This is a genomic window from Novosphingobium sp. BAM6, from assembly GCF_057784955.1.
On the sequence record NZ_JBYNTR010000003.1, the window covers coordinates 239,105 to 259,710 of the forward strand.

The window sequence follows — 20,606 nt, forward strand, 5'->3', positions numbered from 1 at the left end:
GACATGCTTTGGCAGGCCTGCCGATTGCTGAAAGTGTGCCGAGAGAAGACTGACAGCTTTCGTTATCCGGTCAACCAAAGCGGACGAGGTCACCCGACTCTCAATCGGGCGGGGTGCGGGGAACGAGCGCCACGGTCGCGGCTTCGGCCGCCGCCGTGACACGGCCCTCCAGATCATGCGCTTCCGCGACACCGACCGCGACCAGTTGCCCCAGCGCCCGATCAATCCGCGCACGCGCCGGATGCGCTGGCGCGAGCAACCCCGGGTCCTCGATCACCACCGCCTCGAACCATTGCACGACCTGACGGCCGACGCCCGCCGCGATCCAGAGGCCCGGCGATGTCGTGCGGCCGAACCAGGCCTCGGCTGCGTCAAGCAGGAAGTCGAGATGCCGCAAGCGCGGCGCAACCAGCAACAGGTTCATCGTGCAGCGCGCCACGAACACGGTCTGCCCGCCAGGCAACATCGGGCGCAGCACCGGCAGAAAGGCATCGACCCTGTCGAACAGGGCGCGCGGCAAATAGCTGTGCGTCCCGTTGATCATCCCATAGGTGTTGAACAGCATCTTCGCGATGACGCCGCCGCTCTCCATGTCGATCCGCGCTTCGGCAGGGTCGCGGGCATGCTGCCACCGGTTGAGGGTCATCACACGGCCGACCAGCTTTTCGCGCAGCGCCACCGGTCGCGCCGCCGCACGGCCGCTGTCGTTGAAATAGAGCGCGTCGGCGGCATGCTGCACCGTTTGCGCGACTTCGCCGAACGGCGCGTCCGGCAGGTCGGTCACGAACGGCAAGTCGGCCGCGAACGCCGCATCGTCCCCGTCAAGCAGCCGCTCGGCGTAGAAGGCGTAATACTGCACATTCCAGTCCTTCGGGTCGCGGCTAACCTCGGCATCTGCCGCATACCCCAGCCCGTTCATTCGCCCCGTCCACTCGGCATAGGCCGAGACGATCTCCTGCCGCCAGCCGATCGCGCCGGCAGGCGCCGACTGGATCATCGCGAGCCATTGGGCCGCCGCCCGATGATCGGCATGAAGGATCGCCGGCGACGCGTCGATCGCCGTCTCGAGCGCGTCGTCGGCGTCGAACTCCTCCGGCGCGACCGGTCCCGGCACTCGCATCCGGCTAGCCCGGCGCAGGTTTGGACGCTCGTCGGGCCAGGCTGGCCAGTCCGGCTCCGCACCGCCGTCAAGCCAGGCCAGCTCGGCCGCCACCGCCGCATCGATCCCGGTGGCACGTTCCGCTTCGAACGCCGCGTGGGGCGCCTCGTCTTCCGGCTCGTAGCTTTTCCAGCGCCACGTCATGCTGGCAAAAGCCGCGCGCATCATCGCCTTGAAGATGCGTGGCTCGATCTCGAGGATGCGTTGGACCGCCGCCGCCACCGCGGGGGCCGGCGTCCGGTCCTGTCGTGTCGCCAGCGCGACCAGCGCATCGCGGTCGGCGGTCTGGCCCTGCCGCGCCCAGAGATGGATCAGCGCCAGGATCGCGATCGCCGGGCGGTTGTAGCGCAGCGTGTCGCGCGAGCCGCCGCCGCGATCGGATTTCTCCTCAAGCGCGATGGCGATCACTTGCCGGACCCAGGGTTCGTTCGCCGCGAGCAGCGCGTCGTCGCCGTCGCGCGCGACCAGCAGCGCCGTCGTGATAAGCCGCGTCGAGCGTGACTGGAGCACGTCGGTATCGCTGCCATCGGGCACGCCGCCCTCGGCATAGGCGACCGCGTCGCGCGCGGTGTCGGCAGTCGCGTAGTCGCCGCCCTCGGCGGCCATCGAAATGCGCGCTTCCATGCCGCTTGCCTGGACCGACACGTCGCGCTTGGCTTCGAGCGCCGCGAAATGCGCGGCCTCGTCCGGCGGAGAGCGATATTCGAGATTGCCGTCGTCCCGCTCGAACCAGTTCGCCTGGGTAAGGAGGTTGAGCGCGTTCCGTCCGGCCAGCTCCGGGTCGCTCAACGTCGCGTGCGCGCCATAAGGCTCAAGCGTCTCGACCGCGGCCGCGAGCGCTGTCCGCAAGCCGTTGCCGACAGGCTCATCGGCGAGGAAATTCGGCAGGGTGTCGACCAGCGAATAGCCGCGCGAGGGGCGTGCTCGAAGATCGGCCATGCGCACCGAACCCTTCGGCTCTTCCTTCAGCCCAAACGTGTCGAGCCCCGACCCCATCTGATCATGGATCTGCCGGGTGCGATCCTCGGCGAGCAGCTGCGGGCTGGCGAGGAACGGCGCGAGCGGCACGCGCGCGATCGTTCCATGCGACAGGAGAACATCGATCGCGATCAGCAGATAGGCGGCGGCGCTCCCCTCGGGTCCGAGAATGTCGGCCAACACCGCCTCGACCGGATCGCCGTCATCGAGTCGCTTCTGGCTCCACGCCTCCAGCGCCAAAAGTCCAGAGGCGGCCGCATATTCATTGCCGCGGCCCCGCGACCAGCCATAGCTCCATGCCCAGGGGAAGAAGCGCGGCCCCTCGCCAAAGTCGACTGCGATACCATCGTCGCCGGGCTTGCGCCCGTCGGTGTGAAACGCGATCGCCTCCTCGACCAGTGCCCGGATCAGCGCCAGTCCTTCAGCTGGCGCGGCATTCAGGAGGTCGAGAAACGGCGGTTGTGCGGGCGACGGCGGCAGATAGTCGCTGTCGGCAAAGCTGAAGGCGCGCTCCACCGCCCGGTCCCGCCCGCGCCGAATGTCTTTCTTCTCGATCAGGCTCGCCTTGACCATCGCCGCGAGCTCGGCCGGCGCGACCGGCGCGATCACGCTAGAGAATTGGCGCAGATCCTTCATCTTGTGATGGTCGCCGTCGCTCGTGATCGCGGTGAGATAGGCCTTGAGCGCGTCCGGCGCGAACGACCCGAGCAGCATCGTCATCAGCCGGAGCTTGTCGATCGTCTGCCGCCGTGCGTCGCTCGCCCAGCGCGCGCGACCGTCCATTCCCGGGATCGTGACCGGGGTGTCGCGCAGATCGAGCTGGCAGAGCCAGTCGAACAGCAGCCGGGCTGTGCGCTCAGCAAGCGAGGGGAGCATCTTGAGGAAGAAAGTCTGGACCTCGACCAGCTCGACCACCGCGCCGATCGCGGACATTGGCACTTTGGCGGCATGGGCAAGAACCCAGCGCAGCACCAATAACGACGATCCCGTCACATCGGTCCGGTACGAACGTGGCAGATCGACCTTTGATCCGTCAGGCAGGATGATGACGTCTGCCGCCGCCTGCGTCTCGACCGCGACGATCGTCGTGGAGAGTTCGGCGAGGAGCGCGCCTCCCCCGGCGAGGAGCGAGGCGCTCGCCGTATCGAGCACGTCCATGGCGACTTCGGATCGGACGAGGGCAAGGATCGCCTGGCGGCGCCACGACCCGTGCGCGCTCGGCGGCGAGAGATGCGCGAGCAGGTCGAGCCAGGCGCTCGCATCCTTGCCCGTCTCGAGCAGGAGCCGTGCGGCGATCTCGACGCCACGAGCGACGCGCGGCGATACGGGCCCGCTCAGATCGAACCCGGCCAGGCGGGACGGGTCTTCGACGAGATAGGTACCGATCGCCCAGTCGCGCAGCACGTCATGGTAGAAATCGAGCCGGTCGCGCTTGGCCTCGCGAACCGACTGCGCAGCCAGCAGATGGTCGCGGGCTGGCGAATCCTCGGCGAGATCGATCCCGGCCTCGCCCTTGAGCGCGGCGGTCGCCAGCGCCTCGACGATGCGCTGTGCTGCCCGCACCTCGCCCGCAGGCGCGCCATCGGCACTGGTCCACCACAGCTGCGCGAGCTCAGCTTCGGTCCGCACCGACGCCGCGCTCGGCTCGCGGAGTAATCGCGACAGGCGGTAGAGATTGCGCGCAAGCTGGGCCGCGGGATGGCTGGTATCGAGCAGCATGCCGAGTTCGGGCGCCTGGTCGACCAAGATCGCGACTTCCTCGTCCGACAGCGCCCCGACCTCGACCGCATGCAGCCCGCCAAGCGCGGTCGCGATTCTAGCGTCGAGCCAGGGAATGGCGTCGATGGCGCCGCCCCGCCGCGCGGTCGCGATCACCGTGAAGCCGGGAATGGCGGAAGCTGCCCGCAGCAACTCGCTGATCGTGCGCTGGCGCCCCACATCGTCGATCATGTCGATGCCGTCGATGAAGAGATACGCCCCGCCGCTCGCCGCCAGATCGGTCAGGAAGGCGTCGGCCGATCCGGGAATTCCGAGCGCGTTCGCCAAGTACAGCCAGCCGCTCGGCGGTGTCGCCTCACGGTCGAGGACTATGATCGGCGCGCGCGCGGCAACGCGCTCGGCATAGTGGCGCAGCACCCAGGACTTGCCGACACCGGTATCGCCGCGCACGACGATGAAGCGCTGCGTCTCCGCCGCCTCGTCGAGCGCCGCGACCGCCACCAGCCGCGGCAGCGTCACGCCCGCGACGCTCGTCCCGATCGGCGCAAGCGTGTTATGCGCGAGTTCGGCGAGCCGCGCCCGTGCCGGGCCATAATCGCGTTCACCGGCGAGCTTGAAATCAGCCTCGGCGAGATTGGCCTTGAGAGCAGCAGCGTCGATTTCACCACCCCGCGTGCCCGTCTGGATCGAGAGATCGACCAGCCGGCTCCACAGCGCCTCCGCGCGTGCGACCTGCTCGTCGGCCAGCGCCATCCGAGCAAGCGCCAGACCATAGGTCCGCGCGATTGGCGCACTTGCCTCGAAATCGAATTCGAGGATCAGCATCCGGCGGAGCAGGCGCCAGATCGCCTCATCCTCATCGGCGACACCGCCCGCGACCAGATGCGCACGCGTCGTCGCGACGAACGCGCGCATGTCGTCGTTCGCCACGCCCTTGGCGCCCAGCCGGGTGAAGAACTCGTACGCTGTTTCCGCGCTGCGCGCCCAGCCCAGCACATCCTGATAGGCGCCCGAAATCTTGCGGCTGGTCCGCTGCGTGGCGATCCCGAACAGATGGCGTTCCGCCGGCACGTCGCCGATCGTGCTGCTGGCGATCTGATGGGCGACGTCCTTGTAGACCGCGTCCTTTGGCGAAAACTGGATGTCGCGCTTCGACTGGATTTCGAGCAGCGCATCCCCTCTGACGCCGACGCCTTTGATGATGAGGTCGTCGAGCTTGAAACCTTGCTCGACGCCCTGAAAGCGCACGCTGGTGACGCACGCATCGGGCAGCCCCGGCGCCCTATTGCCGGTCAGGAGCGCCAGCAGATAGGTCGCGCCGAGCTCGCCCTCGATATAGGCGCCGGCTGCACCGCGCGATGCCGGGCTCGAGCCACGCTCGGTGTCGATACTGGTCCCCTCTTCTGCCATTCCCCAGATGTGCAACCGATCACACGCGCGTTCAAGCGAAACGCGCAATAGCGAGGATCGCGATTGTAACGACGCGGACCGATAGTGTTTCAGCAGCGGTCACCGTTCGCAAACGATGGCTCGCAGAAAATACACTGGACTAAGCTGTGCGCCGATGTGAGGAAGTTCGTCTTGAACAGTGGACGATGTAGTGGATTTTTTAGACAAGCAGATCGCGCCACCGCGCAACTGGGAGATGTTCGAAGACCTCTGCCGCGCGCTATTTGCAGCTGTCTTCAAAAATCCCCTCGCTTCGAAAAACGGTCGCCGGGGACAACCTCAGCATGGTGTTGACGTCTGTATCGAGCTCTTGGATCAGCCCGGCAGCTGGATTGGCGTTCAATGCAAGGGCAAGGATCTCGGATACGGATCCAAAGCCACCAAGGCCGAGTTTGATGCGGAGCTTGTTAAGGCTGGCAATTTTCAACCGGACCTATCCCGTTGGATTTTTGTCACCACTGCGCCCGACGATGCCAGACTTCAAGAACATGCGCGAAAGACAAGCACGGCGCGGGTTGCTATTGGGCAGTTCCCGGTGGAAGTCCTGGGATGGGGCTCGCTGCTGGCGCTGATCGCGCAGCACGCCCCCGTCATCCGACAATTCTATCCTGAGCACGCCCCGGCAGCAGAGAATGACCTCGCTCGGGTCGCGACGGCCGGGAACGCCGCGCTGGCCAGTATCGACGATACCCTCCGGCTTGGCTCAACCGAGATCACCATAGAGCGGCCCGAGACCTGGAGACGCGCGAGTGAGGCCTTTGCCAAGGAACGCATTGTCCGGCTGACGGGCGACGGCGGCACGGGCAAGTCCGCGATCCTGAAACGTCTCGCGCAGTCGTTCGACGGGCCTCGCATAGTCCTCAAGGACAATCGGGTGTCCGCGACCAGCCTCGTCCAACATTTTTCGCAACTCAGCATCGATAGCGATCCCGCGGAATTGATCGACCTGGCCAGTAGCGATGGCGAGACATTGTGCGTGATCGACGGCGCCGATCGCTTGCTGATGTCGGCCGGACGTGGGGCCGTCCTCGATCTTTTCCGCGCAATTGCAGGCTCTCAAAACCGCGACCGCTGGCGGATCGTTACCAGCGCCCGCTCTTACCAGGATCGGGACTTGGTCGCGGACGCGCTCGTCGAAGCCGGGATCTCGAAGACGGGAGCCCCCATCGCCATCGAAGGCATCACCGATGCTGATACCAAACTGCTGGCCGAAGCGTTTCCAAGCTTTGCACCGTTATTGGCGCGCCGCGACCTGGGCCGCCAGAACCGTTCGCTGTTCCTGATCCGGGAACTGCTCAAGCGGGGCACCCCCCCGGCTGAGACCTGGACCGAGCTCGACATCGCCGACGCCTGGGCATCTGGGGAGGCGCGGCGAAGCAGGGCGCTGGCCGAAATCGGAGCGGCGCTCGTGTCGGTGCCAGTCCGGCTCCCCGGCCGATCCGAGATAGATCCGGACGGGCTGCAGGCGCTGATCGACGAAGGTACCGTCCTTCAGCTCCCGAACCGCGATGCATTTCGCCTGGTCTATGATGTGCACGAGGACTGGCTGCTCGCCCGGCACCTCAATGCCCGGCGCAGCGAACTCCCGGCAATCCTTGCCGCCGCCGATCAACCGCTCTGGTGGCTCCGGGCCGTCAGGTTGAGCGCCCAGCTGCTCCTGGAGACGGGTGACGTCGCAGGATGGCGGGAAATGCTCGCCAATCTAGACGCCGCAGAAGGGCTGGACCCGGCCTGGGCTCGCGCGGTGCTCGCGGCGCCACTCTATTCGGAACGCTCCGACGAGATATTGGCGCGCCTGTCCGCCAACCTCCTATCCGACAAGGCCAGCCTGTTGTTGCGCGTGCTCGACACGCTGATCGTCTTCGAAACGCGCCTCGACGAACGGATGTTTGCTCTGCTCGCGGACCGGGATGAAGAGACCCGCTACACCATGGCGGCCTATTGGCGGCAGCCCCACTACCCGAGCTGGGTTCCGTTCCTGAGGTGGTCGCTACCGCATTGGCGGGAATGGCCAGGAAAGCTTGTGCCGCGGCTCTCGGAGGTCGCAGCGATATTCGCGCGGGCCACTGCGAATACTCCCAATGGCTTCTCCGAAAGCCTCGCCAAGATCGTGCACGAATGGCTGATCGAGATCGAGGACGCCTGCTACGTCGAGACGTTTGACGATCGCCGAGAGCCGTTCGGGGTAAAGCTTGACCACTATCGTGGCTGGGAGAAGGTCGAAGACCGCCTCCGCGAGGTGCTCGTCGCATGCGTGGAGTCCTCGCCCTCGACGGTTAACGCCTATCTGCGACGCCTCACGACCGGAAAGAGTCTCGGACGCCCGCGAACGGATATCATCGAGTCGCATGGCAGAGTTCCGGCAAAGCTCCCGCAGGCATGGACCGACCTTTGCCTGCGCCAGTTCCTCCCCCGCCGGCGCCGCGCGCGCCGCGATGGCCCGTTCGGCAGGGAGCTGTTCCAATGGCATGATTATGAGCGTGCTGGTCTCGGCAGCGACCAGGGCATGTCGCCCTCCTCAGCCTTGCGGGCTGGCCTCGATCAATTGTTCGAAGCGGATTCGGCACAGGCGCTTCGCCTGTTCCATGCGCTCGAGCGGCGTGCGAGCGTGCATTGGCGGTGGCGTTCCAAATGTTACGATAGGAGGCGACCCCGGCCCCTTGTCATCGACCTGGGCCACCGCAAGGTCACGCTGTGGGGCGACGATCCAGTCTATCGATGGTCGCGCGGCATTCTCGGATCGAACGTTCTAGGATCGGTCTATCTCGCGCTCGACGACTGGCTTGGCCGTCAGGCCGAAGTCGGCCGCCCCGTTGCCGAGCTGATCGATCTAGTGCTCCAGGACCAGGGCGTTGTCGCCACCGCAGCGCCCCTGATCGCGATCGTGACCGAGCAAGTGAACACGGCGGGCGCCATGGACTCCGCGGGCGCCTTCCTCGCACTGCCCCGCCTTTGGGAATATGACATCCACCGGCACATCGACGATCAAGGGGGAGCGCATCGGATCGGTTTCTTCTCGGCCGAGAATATCCATTTTCAGGCGAACGAGCGCAATCATCAGCGCCACATGAAGCTCAGTCCGCTCCACCATGCTCTGCTTCTGCCGTTCCGACTGATGGCCGGCGGCGAGGTGCGCCAGCGCTTCGATGCCGCGCGGCTCGCCTGGACCGCAGATGATCTCGCCAGCTTCGAGGACGAGTTGGATAACCAGGCGCTCGTGTCGGAGCGGACCGTGCAAATCGAACGATACCGGTCGGATGGCGATCCCGGGCAACTCGTCTTCGAAGAAGCCGAGCAAGGTGTGAAGGTCAGCATCTCCCCACCCGAGGAAGCGCTGCCCGAGATGGAAGCGATGGGCACGGCCAACCGCTTGCTCGGCGAGGCCACCGCACTTGCGAACTGGATCCGCGCCACGCGCGAAAAGCGAAGCCTCTCGCAGGCCATACCCATTGCCGACGCGATCGAGCGCGCAACCCGCCTCGCCGCCGCGCTCGAGGATGCCGATAATGCTCATCTGGATCTTGCGCGCAGGTTTGGCGGTGCCGCCATCGTCGGCACGGCAGCAGTTGCTGCAAGGCATTTGAACGAAGCGGAACTGGCCACCCGTCGCGCCTGGATCGAACACTGGCTTTTGCTCGGTGCATCGGGGGGCGAGCGTGAGGATGTCGTCGACTATGCGATATTGATCGACGATTTTCAAGTCCTGGCCGCATGGGGCTTGGCAAGCCTGGCGAGCCGAGGGCCTGCGAACGCGACCATCGACGTCCAAGTCACTTTCCTTGCACTGCACCGCGTGCACGCGATCTCCCAAGGGGCTCTTGAAGGACTGCAGTGGTCGCTGCGCCCAGATTTCGTGCGGGCGCTGCACATCGCCGCGCTTGACACCTGCGTCGTCAATATAGGCTGGTGGTGGCGCGGCGACCGGCAGCGCGACAAGGCGAAGCGCCAAAATGCCCGGGAGCGCAGGCGAGCGATGCGCTGGGCGCTTGCTTCTCACGGGGTTCGCGCGCCACTGCTGCCTCCCGCCCCCGATAGCTGGAAATGGGTCTGGACCGGCAAATGGCCGCGCCCGCTGCGACGGCTCTATATGCCGGCCAAACGCGTCCTCAGTTGGGGCCGGGCGCGGGCGCTGACCAAGGGTCTCGACTGGGCCCGCCTCACCGATGGCGGCAAGCACCACGCGCTATTTTCGATCTATCTGACCAAGCTTGTCGAATGGACACGCGCCTATTCGGAGGACACCGATCGGCACGATCGCCAGTTTCCCTATGAATGGGGTCACGGGCTCGCCAAGGAATTGGGCCGGTTCACGGTCGCCCATGGCGGCGGGAATGAATGGAAGGCGTTGATCGCATTTTCCCGTCACGACCGGCCCGAAGATCTGGTTGGCGAGTATCTCGAAGGTGCGATGGCATCCCTCGTGGAAAGCGGCGAACGGCCTGACCCCGGCTTCTGGTCGAGCTGGCAGCCTGCCGCGGACTGGATGCTAGAGCACGCGATTCCAAAGCGTCGCGGTCGGCACGATCACCTGTCGCATGGTGCCGGGGCGGCGGGTTTCGTCGGGCCTTATTACACACCATTGCCCCCGGACTGGCCCCATCTGGAGGATGTGCTCGGCGCGGTCGATCGCTGGGTGCGCGCGACCGCGCATCTGCCGGCGGGCGCCTATTCGGTGATCCAGATCGTCGAACGCATGAGCTCCGACCAGCGGGCGCGCTGGTTCCTGCCATGGCTGGCGCATTGGACCCAGCTCCACGGGCCCGATGAAAGCTTTTGGTCCTATAACGGGTTGGCCGGGATCCGGCACCGGATCGCCGACTGGCTGTGCAATGCCGATACTTTGCGCCAGCTGCTGCCGGGCGGCAGTCTCGGCGATCTCCATGCACTCAGGGATGTAGCCTCCCGTCTGGCCAATGACATTGACGGGGGATCTGTCGCGCAGGCCCGCCAGAGCCTGTCGGACATGGCCATCGCGATCACCGTCAGCCCCTCGCGGATCGAGGCGGGGATCCAGCCGGACGCCTTGCTTGTAATGGCAGGGCTTGCGGCGAGAGGCGCCGATGGCCTGGCGATCGTCATCCCGACCTCCGTAGTCCACTACGGCCACGAGCCCCGTCTGCGACTGGAGCCGAGCGACCATCATCCCACCCCGCGCGATGAGCGGCTGGTGGAACTGCTCGCCCGCGCCTTCGCGGCCCGGACTCAATTGCTGGACATGGACGAGGCGGCGCTTGCCGCGCTCCCGACAACCCAGCTGCGCCATCTCCAGCGGGTGGCGAAACTCAGCTATCTCGATCCCGGCATCGTGCGGGCGATCCTTGGCGGGACGCAGCCCGCAACGCTCAGCGCGCGGAGCTTGTGGCGGATCGCAGAGCTTCCGTTGGTCTGGAGCGCACAGCGCGAACTGCTCGGCTTCGCGACCCGCTGACAGCGGCGCCGCCTGATACCATCATAAAAGAGTAGGTCGCTTTTTGGGCCGCAGAGATTTTCGGGAAAATCTCGCCCCACACGCAAGGCCCGCGCGTCTCCGTGACCTCGCAATCCCGCCAGCCGTCCCCGCAAAGTCCCGGGAAAGCCGGGATATTTTCTGCGCCAACCCGGTTGGACGCAGATTACAGGACATCGGAAATATGGATGGTGAATGGTGCAGTCCAGCGGCAACCAGTCTCACCTGCAAAAATTCCCTAAATGGCGACTTTATCGGGAATTATCGTGAAAATGGTGATGATTTAGACCGCGCTGCAGCACTATTATCGCCAGAAATCATATCCTTGGTCGGCTAATTCCCTGTTTCAACTTTAGGGAAATTTTGCGTTCCGTCAGGGAAACGCAACCCCCGCTTCAGGCATCGCGACCTGTGCCAAGGAGAGGGCGTGAGACGAAAGAGGAGCCGGAGGCACTGCGGCCGAAGCCATAATCCAACTCGAAGTCTCCCGCCCCCCGACCGATGCGCCCTCGCCTTGCAGTGATGGCCTTTGTCCGGCGGTTTCGTCCTCTACCTTTAACAGCGAGTCCCCGACTCGATGTGTGACGATCAGTCAGCGCTGGCGAGCACTACCGCCCTGCCCCAAACGCTTGCTTCTGATCGATAGAAGATGCGTTCTGTGGATAAAATCATTTTCAAGAATAATAATTTCCCCACTCCATGACGACGCCTCTTATATATCGTGGTGAATGTAACGAATTCGTCACTTGACGGATTTGCGTCAGACACCCGAAGTCAAGTGTATATTTAAATGTGTGTAATTTGGCCGTTTCTGCCATTTTGTCAGAACTTACATGCGCACAGAGGCGATACGAGCTTGTTTACACCATAGGCGCAGCAGGCATACGAATGAGGCGGGTCATTATTTCCCGTTTGCTGGAAAGCGTTTATGAAAAATCATTCGACTGCGGTCGTCGCGACAGCGACTTCCGCGCTAATTCCCTATGCCCACAATGCTCGCAAGCATTCCAAAGCGCAGATCAAACAGATCGCCAAGTCGATCGAGCGCTTCGGTTTCACCAACCCCGTTCTCATTTCCGACGACGGCCAGATCGTTGCCGGCCATGGCCGGGTCGAGGCCGCCAAACAGCTCGGTATGAAAACCGTGCCGACGATTACGCTTTCGAACCTCACCGAAGCCGAACGGCGCGCCTATGTTCTGGCGGATAACAAGCTCGCGCTGAATGCGGGCTGGGACAAGGATATGCTGGCCATCGAATTGCAGGGGCTGCTCGACCTCGAGTTCGACCTCGAATATACAGGCTTCAGCCTTGCAGAAATCGACCTGGCAATTGATGCCGCCTGCGAAGCGGATCCAGAAGCGCGCGATGCTCCGGAAGATGCGATCCCGACGGTGGCGGAGGAGCCCGTTTCCCGGCACGGCGATATCTGGCTGCTGGGCAGGCATCGCCTTCTCTGCGGCGATGCGCGCGATCAGGAGGACTTCATCCGGCTGATGGGGGACGAGCGCGCCGATGTCGTGTTCACCGATCCTCCGTACAACGTAAAGGTCGATGGCAACGTCTGCGGCCTTGGCACGGTCAAGCATCGCGAGTTTGCTTTTGCCAGCGGCGAGATGTCAGAGCGCGAGTTTGCAACCTTCCTTGCGATCACTTTGACCAACATGTCCGCCTATATGCGCGATGGCGCGATTGCCTTTGTCTGCATGGACTGGCGCCATATGAGTGAGATGCTGACGGCAGGCCGCATCGCCTTCACCGAGCTCAAAAATCTGATCGTGTGGAACAAGACCAACGGCGGCATGGGTACGTTCTACCGCTCCAAGCACGAGCTGATCTTCGCCTTCAAGCACGGCACAGCTGCCCACACCAACAGCTTCGGTCTGGGTAACACCGGCCGCTATCGCACGAATGTCTGGGACTATGCCGGCATCAGCTCCATGGGGGCAGAGCGTGACCAGGAACTGGCCATGCACCCAACCGTGAAGCCGGTTGCCCTGATCGCCGATGCCTTGCGGGACTGCTCGCGCCGCGGGGAAATCGTGCTCGATGCTTTCGGTGGTTCAGGCAGCACTCTCATCGCGGCCGAGAAGACCGGGCGCAAGGCGCGTATCATCGAATATGATCCGCTGTACTGCGACACGATCGTGCGGCGCTGGCAGGCTCTTACAGGCAAGCGCGCGACTCTCGTGGCTACAGGGCGAACCTTCGAGGATATCGCGGACGAGCGCGCCGTTCAGGCATGCGTCGACACGAAGGAGATCGCAGCATGAGCGAGCATCCGGCCTCTTTCGGCGATGATGCCGACATCGACGACAGCCAGGACACTCCGCCTGGCCCAGACTACGACGTGGGCTATGGCAAGCCTCCCGTCCACACGCGCTTCAAGCCCGGACAGTCGGGAAACAAAGGTCGCCGCAAAAAGAAGCTGCGCGAGACCAGGAAAGACATCGTACGCCGCATTCGCGATGAAAAGGTGCGCGTTAATGGGAAATGGATCACCGCTTTCGAACTGGCAGTAAGGTCCACGTTCAATCAGACCATCAAGAGTGGTAAACCCAGGGACCTGAAAATGCTGCTGGAGCTGCTGTCGAGCTACAATGCAGGACCTGAAGACGACCATGAGCCACCGACCACAGAAGAGGTCGCAGATGCCATTCTGCAGTTCTTTGCCGGCTTGCCGCCGCCCGAACCGGCTTTGCCGGAAGAGGCATCCTCAGTTTCGGGCGATATCTGTGACGCCCCGCCGGCCAATTAAACCGGGCTGAGGCGTTGCCAGATTTTCGCAAGCATTGTTCCAGGCTCTTCGCCCAGAGCGACACAGATATAGCCAAACTCGATCACATCAATGCGGCGCTCGCTACGTTCGATTTTCGAGACATAGGATTGAGGCTTGGCCAGTTTCGACGCCAACTGCTCCTGCGTGAGGCCTGCGGCCTGGCGGGCGGCCACGAGGCTTTGGGCGAACAGCCTGTATTCTGGGGTGAAGAGTGTTCCGGCCACGCCACGGTCGCTACAACGAACACCGAAATATCCCATTTTAGGTTATTTTAAACAGATCCGGCCTAACGCCAAAGCTCCATAAAGGAGCAGCCAGATGCCGGTAAATGACGACGTATACAATGTATCATCCTACTCCAACCGTCGCAGATACAGGCCGACCCTGCGTCAGATCTTGCTGATAATTGTGGCGGGCTTCATGCTGGTACGCATCGCCGGAGGGCTGTCAGAAAGCATGCAGGGCTCGCCCGAAGAGCGCGCAGCCCAGTATCCAATACAGCCGGGCCCCACAGCCCGCCAGGACGCCATCGACCTGTATCAGCAGGCTCGCAATATTGCTGAGCCGTGTGATGTCGCCGGAGGGCTTCGCGCGATTGCACAAAAAAGCGAGGATCCTATCTCTATATTCACTCAGGCCAAAAGGGAGGACAGCGCATGTATCGACGTGAATACGAGCCTCAAGGAACTCGTCATTCCGGAAACCCTGGGCCGACGGGTAGCACTGACGTTTGCAAAAGCGCTGAGCCAGTGTGAAACGGCATATCTTTCACAATGGAGTGTCGCCCACTCACTTGAGGATGCACTCAAGAGTGGCGGTCAGGTGGAAGATCTCGCTGCCTTGCGCGAGAATACGTCCATTTCCCAGCTGACCGCTCCAATGTGTCTCTGGCCGACGCGGCTGCGCCATTGGGTGTCACCAGGCAGGACATTCATGCTTTACCCGCCAGTCTCGATAACATTTCCCAACCAGACGGCGCCCAGCTTCAACAGGATATCGCACCTCGCCCGCAATCTTCTTCTCCCCGTGTCCAGATGCTGCTCAATCAATGGGACAGGCTCAATGATGAATGTCAGGGCGAGTATCACTTACCTTCAGATCCCGTGTGCGCAGCCCGTAACGGGACTGAAGCCCTGACGCACGAAGGATGGTGCTATGGCGGACCAGACGATACTGCGGCTACTCGCGTTTGGGAGCCCTGCAGCGAAGCAGGTATGTAGCGATATCTGTAGCTCCATATTACTTCACCCGAACCGCCTAATTGTTAGGCTTAGAATCCGTGAGTAAAATAAAGATGAGCGACCTGTATTGGCTGGGAGGCGAGCAAATGGCGCATATGTTGCCGTAGTTTCCCAAGCGTCTTGGCAAGCACCGAGTTGATGATCAACGGGGTGTTGGGTTGGGTGATATGCATACCTGGCTGCACCCAGTCATCGATGCCAATGGCCGCCCCTGCTCGACGACTTACCCAAAGCCAAATGAATGCTTCCAACCCTTTAAATTGGTTATTATAATAACCGGCATCACCATCAGTACCAACGGGTATTGCAACAACAACCCTGCGATGATCGCGATCGCCAGAGGCTGCTGGATGCCTGCACCCGCCCCCCACGCTAACGCGAGGGGCAGCAGCGTCAGCACAGCTGCTAGCGTCGTCATCGTAATCGGGCGCAGGCGATGGCGGGCCGCCTCACGCGCCGCATCGGCCACCGGCATGTGCGCCGCCATCTCCTCGAATTCCGATATGTAGAAAATCGCCATCTCGGCGCCAATGCCGATAATCATCGTCATGCCCATCAGCGCCGTAATGTTGAGATCGACGCCGGATAGCCAAAGCGCCGTAAAAACGGCCGTCGTAGACAGCAACGAGCAGCCGATGATAATGACCGGCAGCCAGAAGCGGCGATAGAGCACCAGCAGCAGAATGAATTCGGCGATCAGCGCTGCACCGAACACCCGCAGCAGTCCGGAAAATGCGATCTGCTGCTGCTGGTAGAGACCACCCATTTCATAGCGGACGCCCGACGCCAGCGTTCCGGGCCGGTCGAGCGCAGCTTTGACTTCCGCCACCGCCGCTCCGATGCCGCGCCCCTGTATGCGCCCCGTCACCGCGACCATCGGCTCCAGATTCTCGCGCGCAATCTGCGGCTGTCCGGCCACGGGATCGAGGCTGGCCACGCGCGAAAGCGGGAAGAGATGACCGTCACTCGCGCGGATCGGCAGTGTGGCCAGCTCAGTCTGGCTGATCGTTGTGGCATCGGGCAACCGAACGCGCACGTCCACAGTCTTGGCCGCTTCCGGCAGCGAGGTCGCGACAGCGCCAGTCAGTGCATCGGAGAGCTGTGTCTGCACCTCGGCAGGCGTCACACCTTCCATGGCTGCCCGAACCGGATCGACCTGCACATCGATGGCATCCCCGGCCAGCTGAACGCCATCCTTCACCTCGACCACGCCGGATATCGCCGAGATCGTTTTCGCCACCTTCTGCGCCTGCGCCTCCAGCACCGAAGGATCGGACGAAAACAGCTTCACCTCTATCGGCTGGGGAACCGCAGTGAGATCGCCGATGAGATCTTCCATCAGCTGCGCCACTTCCACCTCGACGCCCGGCACTTTCACCGCGACTTCATCGGCCACGACAGCGGCGAGGTCCTCCGTCCGCGTTGCGTGATCCGGCTTGAGCTTGACGAAATAATCGCCGTGGTAGCTCTGCCCGAGATCGCCGCCGAGCCCGGTGCCCAGACGGCGAGAAAAGGTCAGCACTTCGGGATTGGCACGCAGTATCCGGTCGACCTGCGCAATTTCGCGCGAGGATTCGTCAAGCGACATTCCGGGGCGCGTGTAATAGTCCATCACGAAACCGCCTTCGTCCACGCTGGGCATGAAGCCGGTCGGCACATTCGAATAGCCAATGTAGCCGATCGCCAGCAGGGGCACGAGGGTCACGACCAGCACCCACGGACGGGCACCGAGGCGATCCATCGCCCCATCGTGCGCGCGGGCCAGCCAGCCCTTGCCGGCCACACCCGGATCCTGCCACTTTCCAAAATCGATGAAATGGCGCACCAGTACCGGCACGACGAAAGCGGTCATCGCCCACGAGATCGCAAGGGCAGCGGCCATGGTAATCGACAGCGCCTTGGAAAAGGCGCCCGTCACGCCGGTCAGGAATGCCAGCGGCAGGAACACGATCAGTGTCGCAAGGCTCGATCCTGTCAACGGCACCATGAATTCCCACGCGGCGGGGAATACGGCGTCCTTTCCCAGAACCATGCCATCCGCGCCAACGGCACCGGCACGGCGGGCGATGTGCTCCACCATCACAATCACGTCGTCGATCAACAAGCCAACCGCCGCCGCGATGCCGCCCAGTGTCATGATGTTGAACGACATGCCCAGAATACTGAGCACCAGAACCGTCGCGGCCAAAGTCGCCGGGACGACCAGCGCCGCGATCAGCGTCACGCGCCAGCTGCGCAGGAACAGCAGGAGCACGAGGCCCGCCAGAACCAGCCCGATCAGCACGGCATCGCGCACGCTCACGACCGACTGCGTCACCAGCTCGCTCTGATCGTACCAGTTGACCAGCTTCACGCCTGCCGGAAGCTTGAACGCGGCGAGCTTGGCCTGCACTTCCTGTGCGATGCGCACGGCATTGCCGTCGGGCTGTTCGTAGATATTGAACAACACCGCCGGGCGCCCGTCCTCGACGATGCGCTGCCATTGCGGCACGCTGCCGTTCTGTACGGTCGCGACATCGCGCACCCGCACCACTCCGGCAGGATCGGACCGGACAACGATGTCGCCGACCTTCTGCGCGTCGGTCACGCTGCGATCGACGATCACCAGAGACAGCCGCCCACGATCCTGCACTTGCCCGACTGCGCTGAGCACATTGCCGTCACGGATCGCCGTGACGAGATCAGCCATCGCCATGTTGTGATCGGCCAGCCGTCGCGGGTCTGCCAGCACCTGGACTTCGGAGGTCTCGCCCCCCTGAACACCGACGCGCGCCAGCCCCGAAATCGACGAGAGCAACGGCGTGATCTGATAGCGCGCCAGATCCTGCAGGGCCGTGGGATCGGCACGGTCCGAAACCAGCGCATAGGAGATGATCGGGAAGACCGTGGGATCCATCCGGCGCACATCGTACTGCGTGCCTGCAGGCAGGCCGGGCAGGATGCGGGCAATGGCGGAATCGACCAGCAGCGTGCTCGACACCATATCCCGGCCCCAGCCGAAATCGATGGAGATCTGGGCCGAGCCGCGGCTTGTTTCAGAACGTACGTCCTGCACGCCGGGCACGGCGCGGATCGCCTCCTCGACCGGTCGGGTTACCGTCAGCGCGGTCTGATCGGCGGGTCGGCTTCCCGCGTCCAGATCGACGACGACGCGCGGAAAAGACACTTGCGGGAACAGGCCGATAGGCAGCGACAGCGCCGCAACGATACCTGCCAAGGCCACGGCCAGCGCGACGAGGACCAGCGCGCGGGACTGGCGATCAAGAAACCGCGCGAACATCAGCGATCCCGCCTCACGGCATCGCCGTCATTCACCTGATAGGCGCCCTCGACGATGACGGACCGCGCCGGATCGAGCGCTCCGCGCACCACATCTCCCTGCGGCGAGGACAGCACGACCGTGACCGGCACGCCGATGGCCTTGCCCGACACGTCCTGAAACACACGTGCCCCGCCGCCTGACGTGACCACCGATTGATGCGGTACGATCCATCCCGTCGCATCGCCGGTACGGATCGCGACCTGCATGCCCTCACCTGCCAGCACACTGCCCGAGGGCGCCGAAATGTCGACGTCGACCAATCGCGTGCGCGGATTAAGCAGATCGTCCACCCGTAGCACCTTGCCGGCAATCCCCGAAGCCTGCTGCGGCCCGGTTGCCGAAGACAGACGCTGCAGGGTGACGAGCGCGCCGGGCTGAACTGCAGCCCGGTCTGTCGGGTCGATGCCCACTGTCACCACGATACCGCTCGTCCGCGCAACGGTGACGAGCGGCGCGCCGGGTTGGGTCCGGTCGCCCTGCGATACGCCCAGTGCCGTAACGACCCCGTCGAACGGCGCGCGCAACGTCTGGACCGACTGACCAGCGCCTTCCGCGCCCAGCGCGTTCAGAGCGATTCCCGCATCGGAAACCGCCTTGTCCGCCTGCACCAACTGATCGGAGGTCGCCAGCTGCTGGGCGACGAGCGCAGCCGTGGCGGCGCGTTGTTTACGCGCCGCAGCCAGTGCATCGACGGCCTGCAGATAGCCACCTCGTGCGGAAGGCGCGACGGTGAAGGTCGCCAGAACCTGACCCGCCTTGACGGCGGAACCCTGCGTCACCGCCAGCGATGTTAATTGCCCGGGTTGCGCGACGCTCAGCGTCGTCACGCCATTCTGCGCTGGAGTTGCAGTTCCATACGCGCTGAGCGTGACCGGCAGCGATCCGCGCTGGGCACGCACTACGGTGATCTGGACACTGGGCGTCGCCGCCGTATCGGGGGACTCGCTCTGGCACCCCGCAAGCAGGGTGAGGATACCGGCCAGGGTCGCTCTGCGAAGGGTCACTTTCCGCTTCCTTTGGCCTGAGAAAGCGCAGATTTCGCCGGGAGGTCGACAGTCGGCAGGCCTGCTCCCACCAAGGTCTGTATGGCGATCTGGCGATCGCGCAGTGCCGTTTCCATCGTGATGATGTCCTGTTCCCGGGCGTACATGTTGCCGACAAGATCGAGATAGCCGCGCTCGTCGAGATGACCGGCTGCGAAGGCGAACTGCCCCTTCGTTGCAGCGCTGCGGGTTGGCGCGAGATCGCGCCCGGCGACGGCGAGTTGGTCGGCCAGCTGGTGGGTTTCGGACAGCATGGCCGCCACTTCGCCGGTAGTCGCGGCAAGCCTTGCGGCATATTCCGCATGAAGCTGCACCCGCGTAGCCCGCGCGATGGTGATCGCGCCCTGCCCGTGATCGAAGATCGGCAGCCCCAGCGTCACGTTTGGACCGCCATTGATGACTTTGGCATTATCGCTGGCAACACTTCCCCCGAATACCAGATCGGGAAACTGCGAGAGGATCGCCTGACGCACGTTTTCGTCGGCAGCAGCATAGCCCAAACGCAGCGCGAGCAAATCCGGCCTGCGGTTCACAAGGTCGGGCAGGCCCGCCTTAATGGCCGCCGGATCGAAAGGCGGCAACGCCACATCGGGAGACAGGTTCAGAACGACATCCGGGTGAAGACCGAGCAGCGCATTGAGCTGATGCCTAAGCGACAACTGGTTCTGCTCCAGCGTATCGAGCGCTGCGCGCGCGCCCTGCAACGCCACCCGTTCGGGCGCCACGGTCGCCAGCGTGACGGTTCGCGCCGCTAGCGCCCGGTCCAAGCGGGCGTTGCGATCCTTGAGCAAGGCGTAATAGTCCGCCGCCAGCGGATGCAGCCGCTCGCCCATGACGATATCGCTGGTCAACTGGCGCGCTCTGCCTGCCACCTGCCACTCCTGCCAGACGACGTCGGCTGCGACCTGCCCCTCGCTGTCATGGGCGGCGCGTTGCCGCGACTTGTAGGTCACCAGCGCCTTGATGTCCTGCGACAGGCCGATGTTCCAGGCAGGGACAGTGCCCTGCCCCGACAGCAGCGGCAGAAGCGCGGCGGATAGAGAGGGATTGGGCAACAACGACGCCTGACGGGACTGGCCTGCCGCCACGGCGCTGCCCGCCCGGATAGCTTGCAAGTCCGGGTTGTTGGCCAGTGCCAGCGCCACGATCTCATCCGCCGTAAGCGGACCGGAGTGTGGTTGTTGGACCGGCAAGTCAGCGATCGAGGGAGCCAACGCCGCGGCACCCGGCAGCGGCAGGGATGTATACCGGGCGCAACCTGCCACCAGCGACACGCAGATACCCATCGCAATAATACTCGCGACCGACCGCATGCCGGTCTCCCGGTGGAACGCGGCGACCGGCATCTGTGGTCCGATCGGGGTAACAATCGTCATTTCACAGACACACCTTCATGGCGAAACATCTGCGATCCTAGCCGAACGAAGTTTCGCTCAAGGTGACGGCAAGATTGGGAATTGCCAACTTGCCC

At 63.7% G+C, this 20,606-nt stretch carries 9 protein-coding genes; 4 read left to right on the top strand and 5 right to left on the bottom strand.

Features of this window, described 5'->3' with window-relative positions:
- Nucleotides 1-100 precede the first annotated feature (100 nt).
- The gene (locus AC3EC3_RS12930) at nt 101-5,266 is read right to left on the bottom strand and encodes a hypothetical protein (protein WP_488490023.1); all 5,166 of its coding nucleotides are present in this window, start codon (nt 5,264-5,266) and stop codon (nt 101-103) included.
- 178 nt (nt 5,267-5,444) lie between these two features.
- On the opposite strand from AC3EC3_RS12930, the gene AC3EC3_RS12935 reads away from it, so the two are divergent.
- From AC3EC3_RS12935 to AC3EC3_RS12945, 3 genes are all read left to right on the top strand, one after another.
- Nucleotides 5,445-10,733 (top strand): hypothetical protein, encoded by a 5,289-nt coding sequence (locus tag AC3EC3_RS12935; protein WP_488490024.1) that lies wholly within the window; start codon nt 5,445-5,447, stop codon nt 10,731-10,733.
- Nucleotides 10,734-11,679: 946 nt separating this feature from the next.
- Entirely contained in the window at nt 11,680-13,023 is a 1,344-nt protein-coding gene (locus tag AC3EC3_RS12940) for a site-specific DNA-methyltransferase (RefSeq protein ID WP_488490025.1), read from the top strand.
- Entirely contained in the window at nt 13,020-13,508 is a 489-nt protein-coding gene (locus AC3EC3_RS12945; protein WP_488490026.1) for a DUF5681 domain-containing protein, read from the top strand. Before AC3EC3_RS12940 ends, AC3EC3_RS12945 begins: the two co-directional genes overlap by 4 nt.
- On the opposite strand, the gene AC3EC3_RS12950 is transcribed toward AC3EC3_RS12945, so the two are convergent.
- Nucleotides 13,505-13,789, bottom strand: a complete 285-nt coding sequence (locus AC3EC3_RS12950; protein WP_488490027.1) for a helix-turn-helix domain-containing protein — start codon at nt 13,787-13,789, stop codon at nt 13,505-13,507. The two genes, AC3EC3_RS12945 and AC3EC3_RS12950, sit on opposite strands and share 4 nt — an antisense overlap.
- Nucleotides 13,790-13,847: 58 nt before the next feature.
- Here AC3EC3_RS12950 and AC3EC3_RS12955 point away from each other — a divergent pair, with 58 nt between their 5' ends.
- Nucleotides 13,848-14,666, top strand: coding sequence for a hypothetical protein (locus AC3EC3_RS12955; RefSeq protein ID WP_488490028.1), 819 nt, complete (start codon nt 13,848-13,850; stop codon nt 14,664-14,666).
- A 327-nt stretch (nt 14,667-14,993) separates the two neighbouring features.
- Here the strand turns inward: AC3EC3_RS12955 and AC3EC3_RS12960 are convergent, their stop codons facing one another.
- From AC3EC3_RS12960 to AC3EC3_RS12970, 3 genes are read right to left on the bottom strand one after another with little or no spacing between them, the layout of a single operon-like run.
- Nucleotides 14,994-18,050, bottom strand: a complete 3,057-nt coding sequence (locus AC3EC3_RS12960; protein ID WP_488490029.1) for an efflux RND transporter permease subunit — start codon at nt 18,048-18,050, stop codon at nt 14,994-14,996.
- Nucleotides 18,050-19,096, bottom strand: a complete 1,047-nt coding sequence (locus tag AC3EC3_RS12965) for an efflux RND transporter periplasmic adaptor subunit (protein WP_488490030.1) — start codon at nt 19,094-19,096, stop codon at nt 18,050-18,052. The genes AC3EC3_RS12960 and AC3EC3_RS12965 overlap by 1 nt, the downstream gene beginning before the upstream one ends.
- A complete protein-coding gene (locus AC3EC3_RS12970) occupies nt 19,093-20,511 on the bottom strand; it encodes a TolC family protein (RefSeq protein ID WP_488490031.1) in 1,419 nt (472 codons plus the stop codon). Before AC3EC3_RS12970 ends, AC3EC3_RS12965 begins: the two co-directional genes overlap by 4 nt.
- Between the last annotated feature and the right edge of the window lie 95 nt (nt 20,512-20,606).

Coding starts and splice junctions, on each gene's coding strand:
- AC3EC3_RS12930 (WP_488490023.1), bottom strand. CDS start 5,266: ATGGCAGAAGAGGGGACCAGTATCGACACCGAGCGTGGCTCGAGCCCG.
- AC3EC3_RS12940 (WP_488490025.1), top strand. CDS start 11,680: ATGAAAAATCATTCGACTGCGGTCGTCGCGACAGCGACTTCCGCGCTA.
- AC3EC3_RS12945 (WP_488490026.1), top strand. CDS start 13,020: ATGAGCGAGCATCCGGCCTCTTTCGGCGATGATGCCGACATCGACGAC.
- AC3EC3_RS12950 (WP_488490027.1), bottom strand. CDS start 13,789: ATGGGATATTTCGGTGTTCGTTGTAGCGACCGTGGCGTGGCCGGAACA.
- AC3EC3_RS12955 (WP_488490028.1), top strand. CDS start 13,848: ATGCCGGTAAATGACGACGTATACAATGTATCATCCTACTCCAACCGT.
- AC3EC3_RS12960 (WP_488490029.1), bottom strand. CDS start 18,050: ATGTTCGCGCGGTTTCTTGATCGCCAGTCCCGCGCGCTGGTCCTCGTC.
- AC3EC3_RS12970 (WP_488490031.1), bottom strand. CDS start 20,511: ATGACGATTGTTACCCCGATCGGACCACAGATGCCGGTCGCCGCGTTC.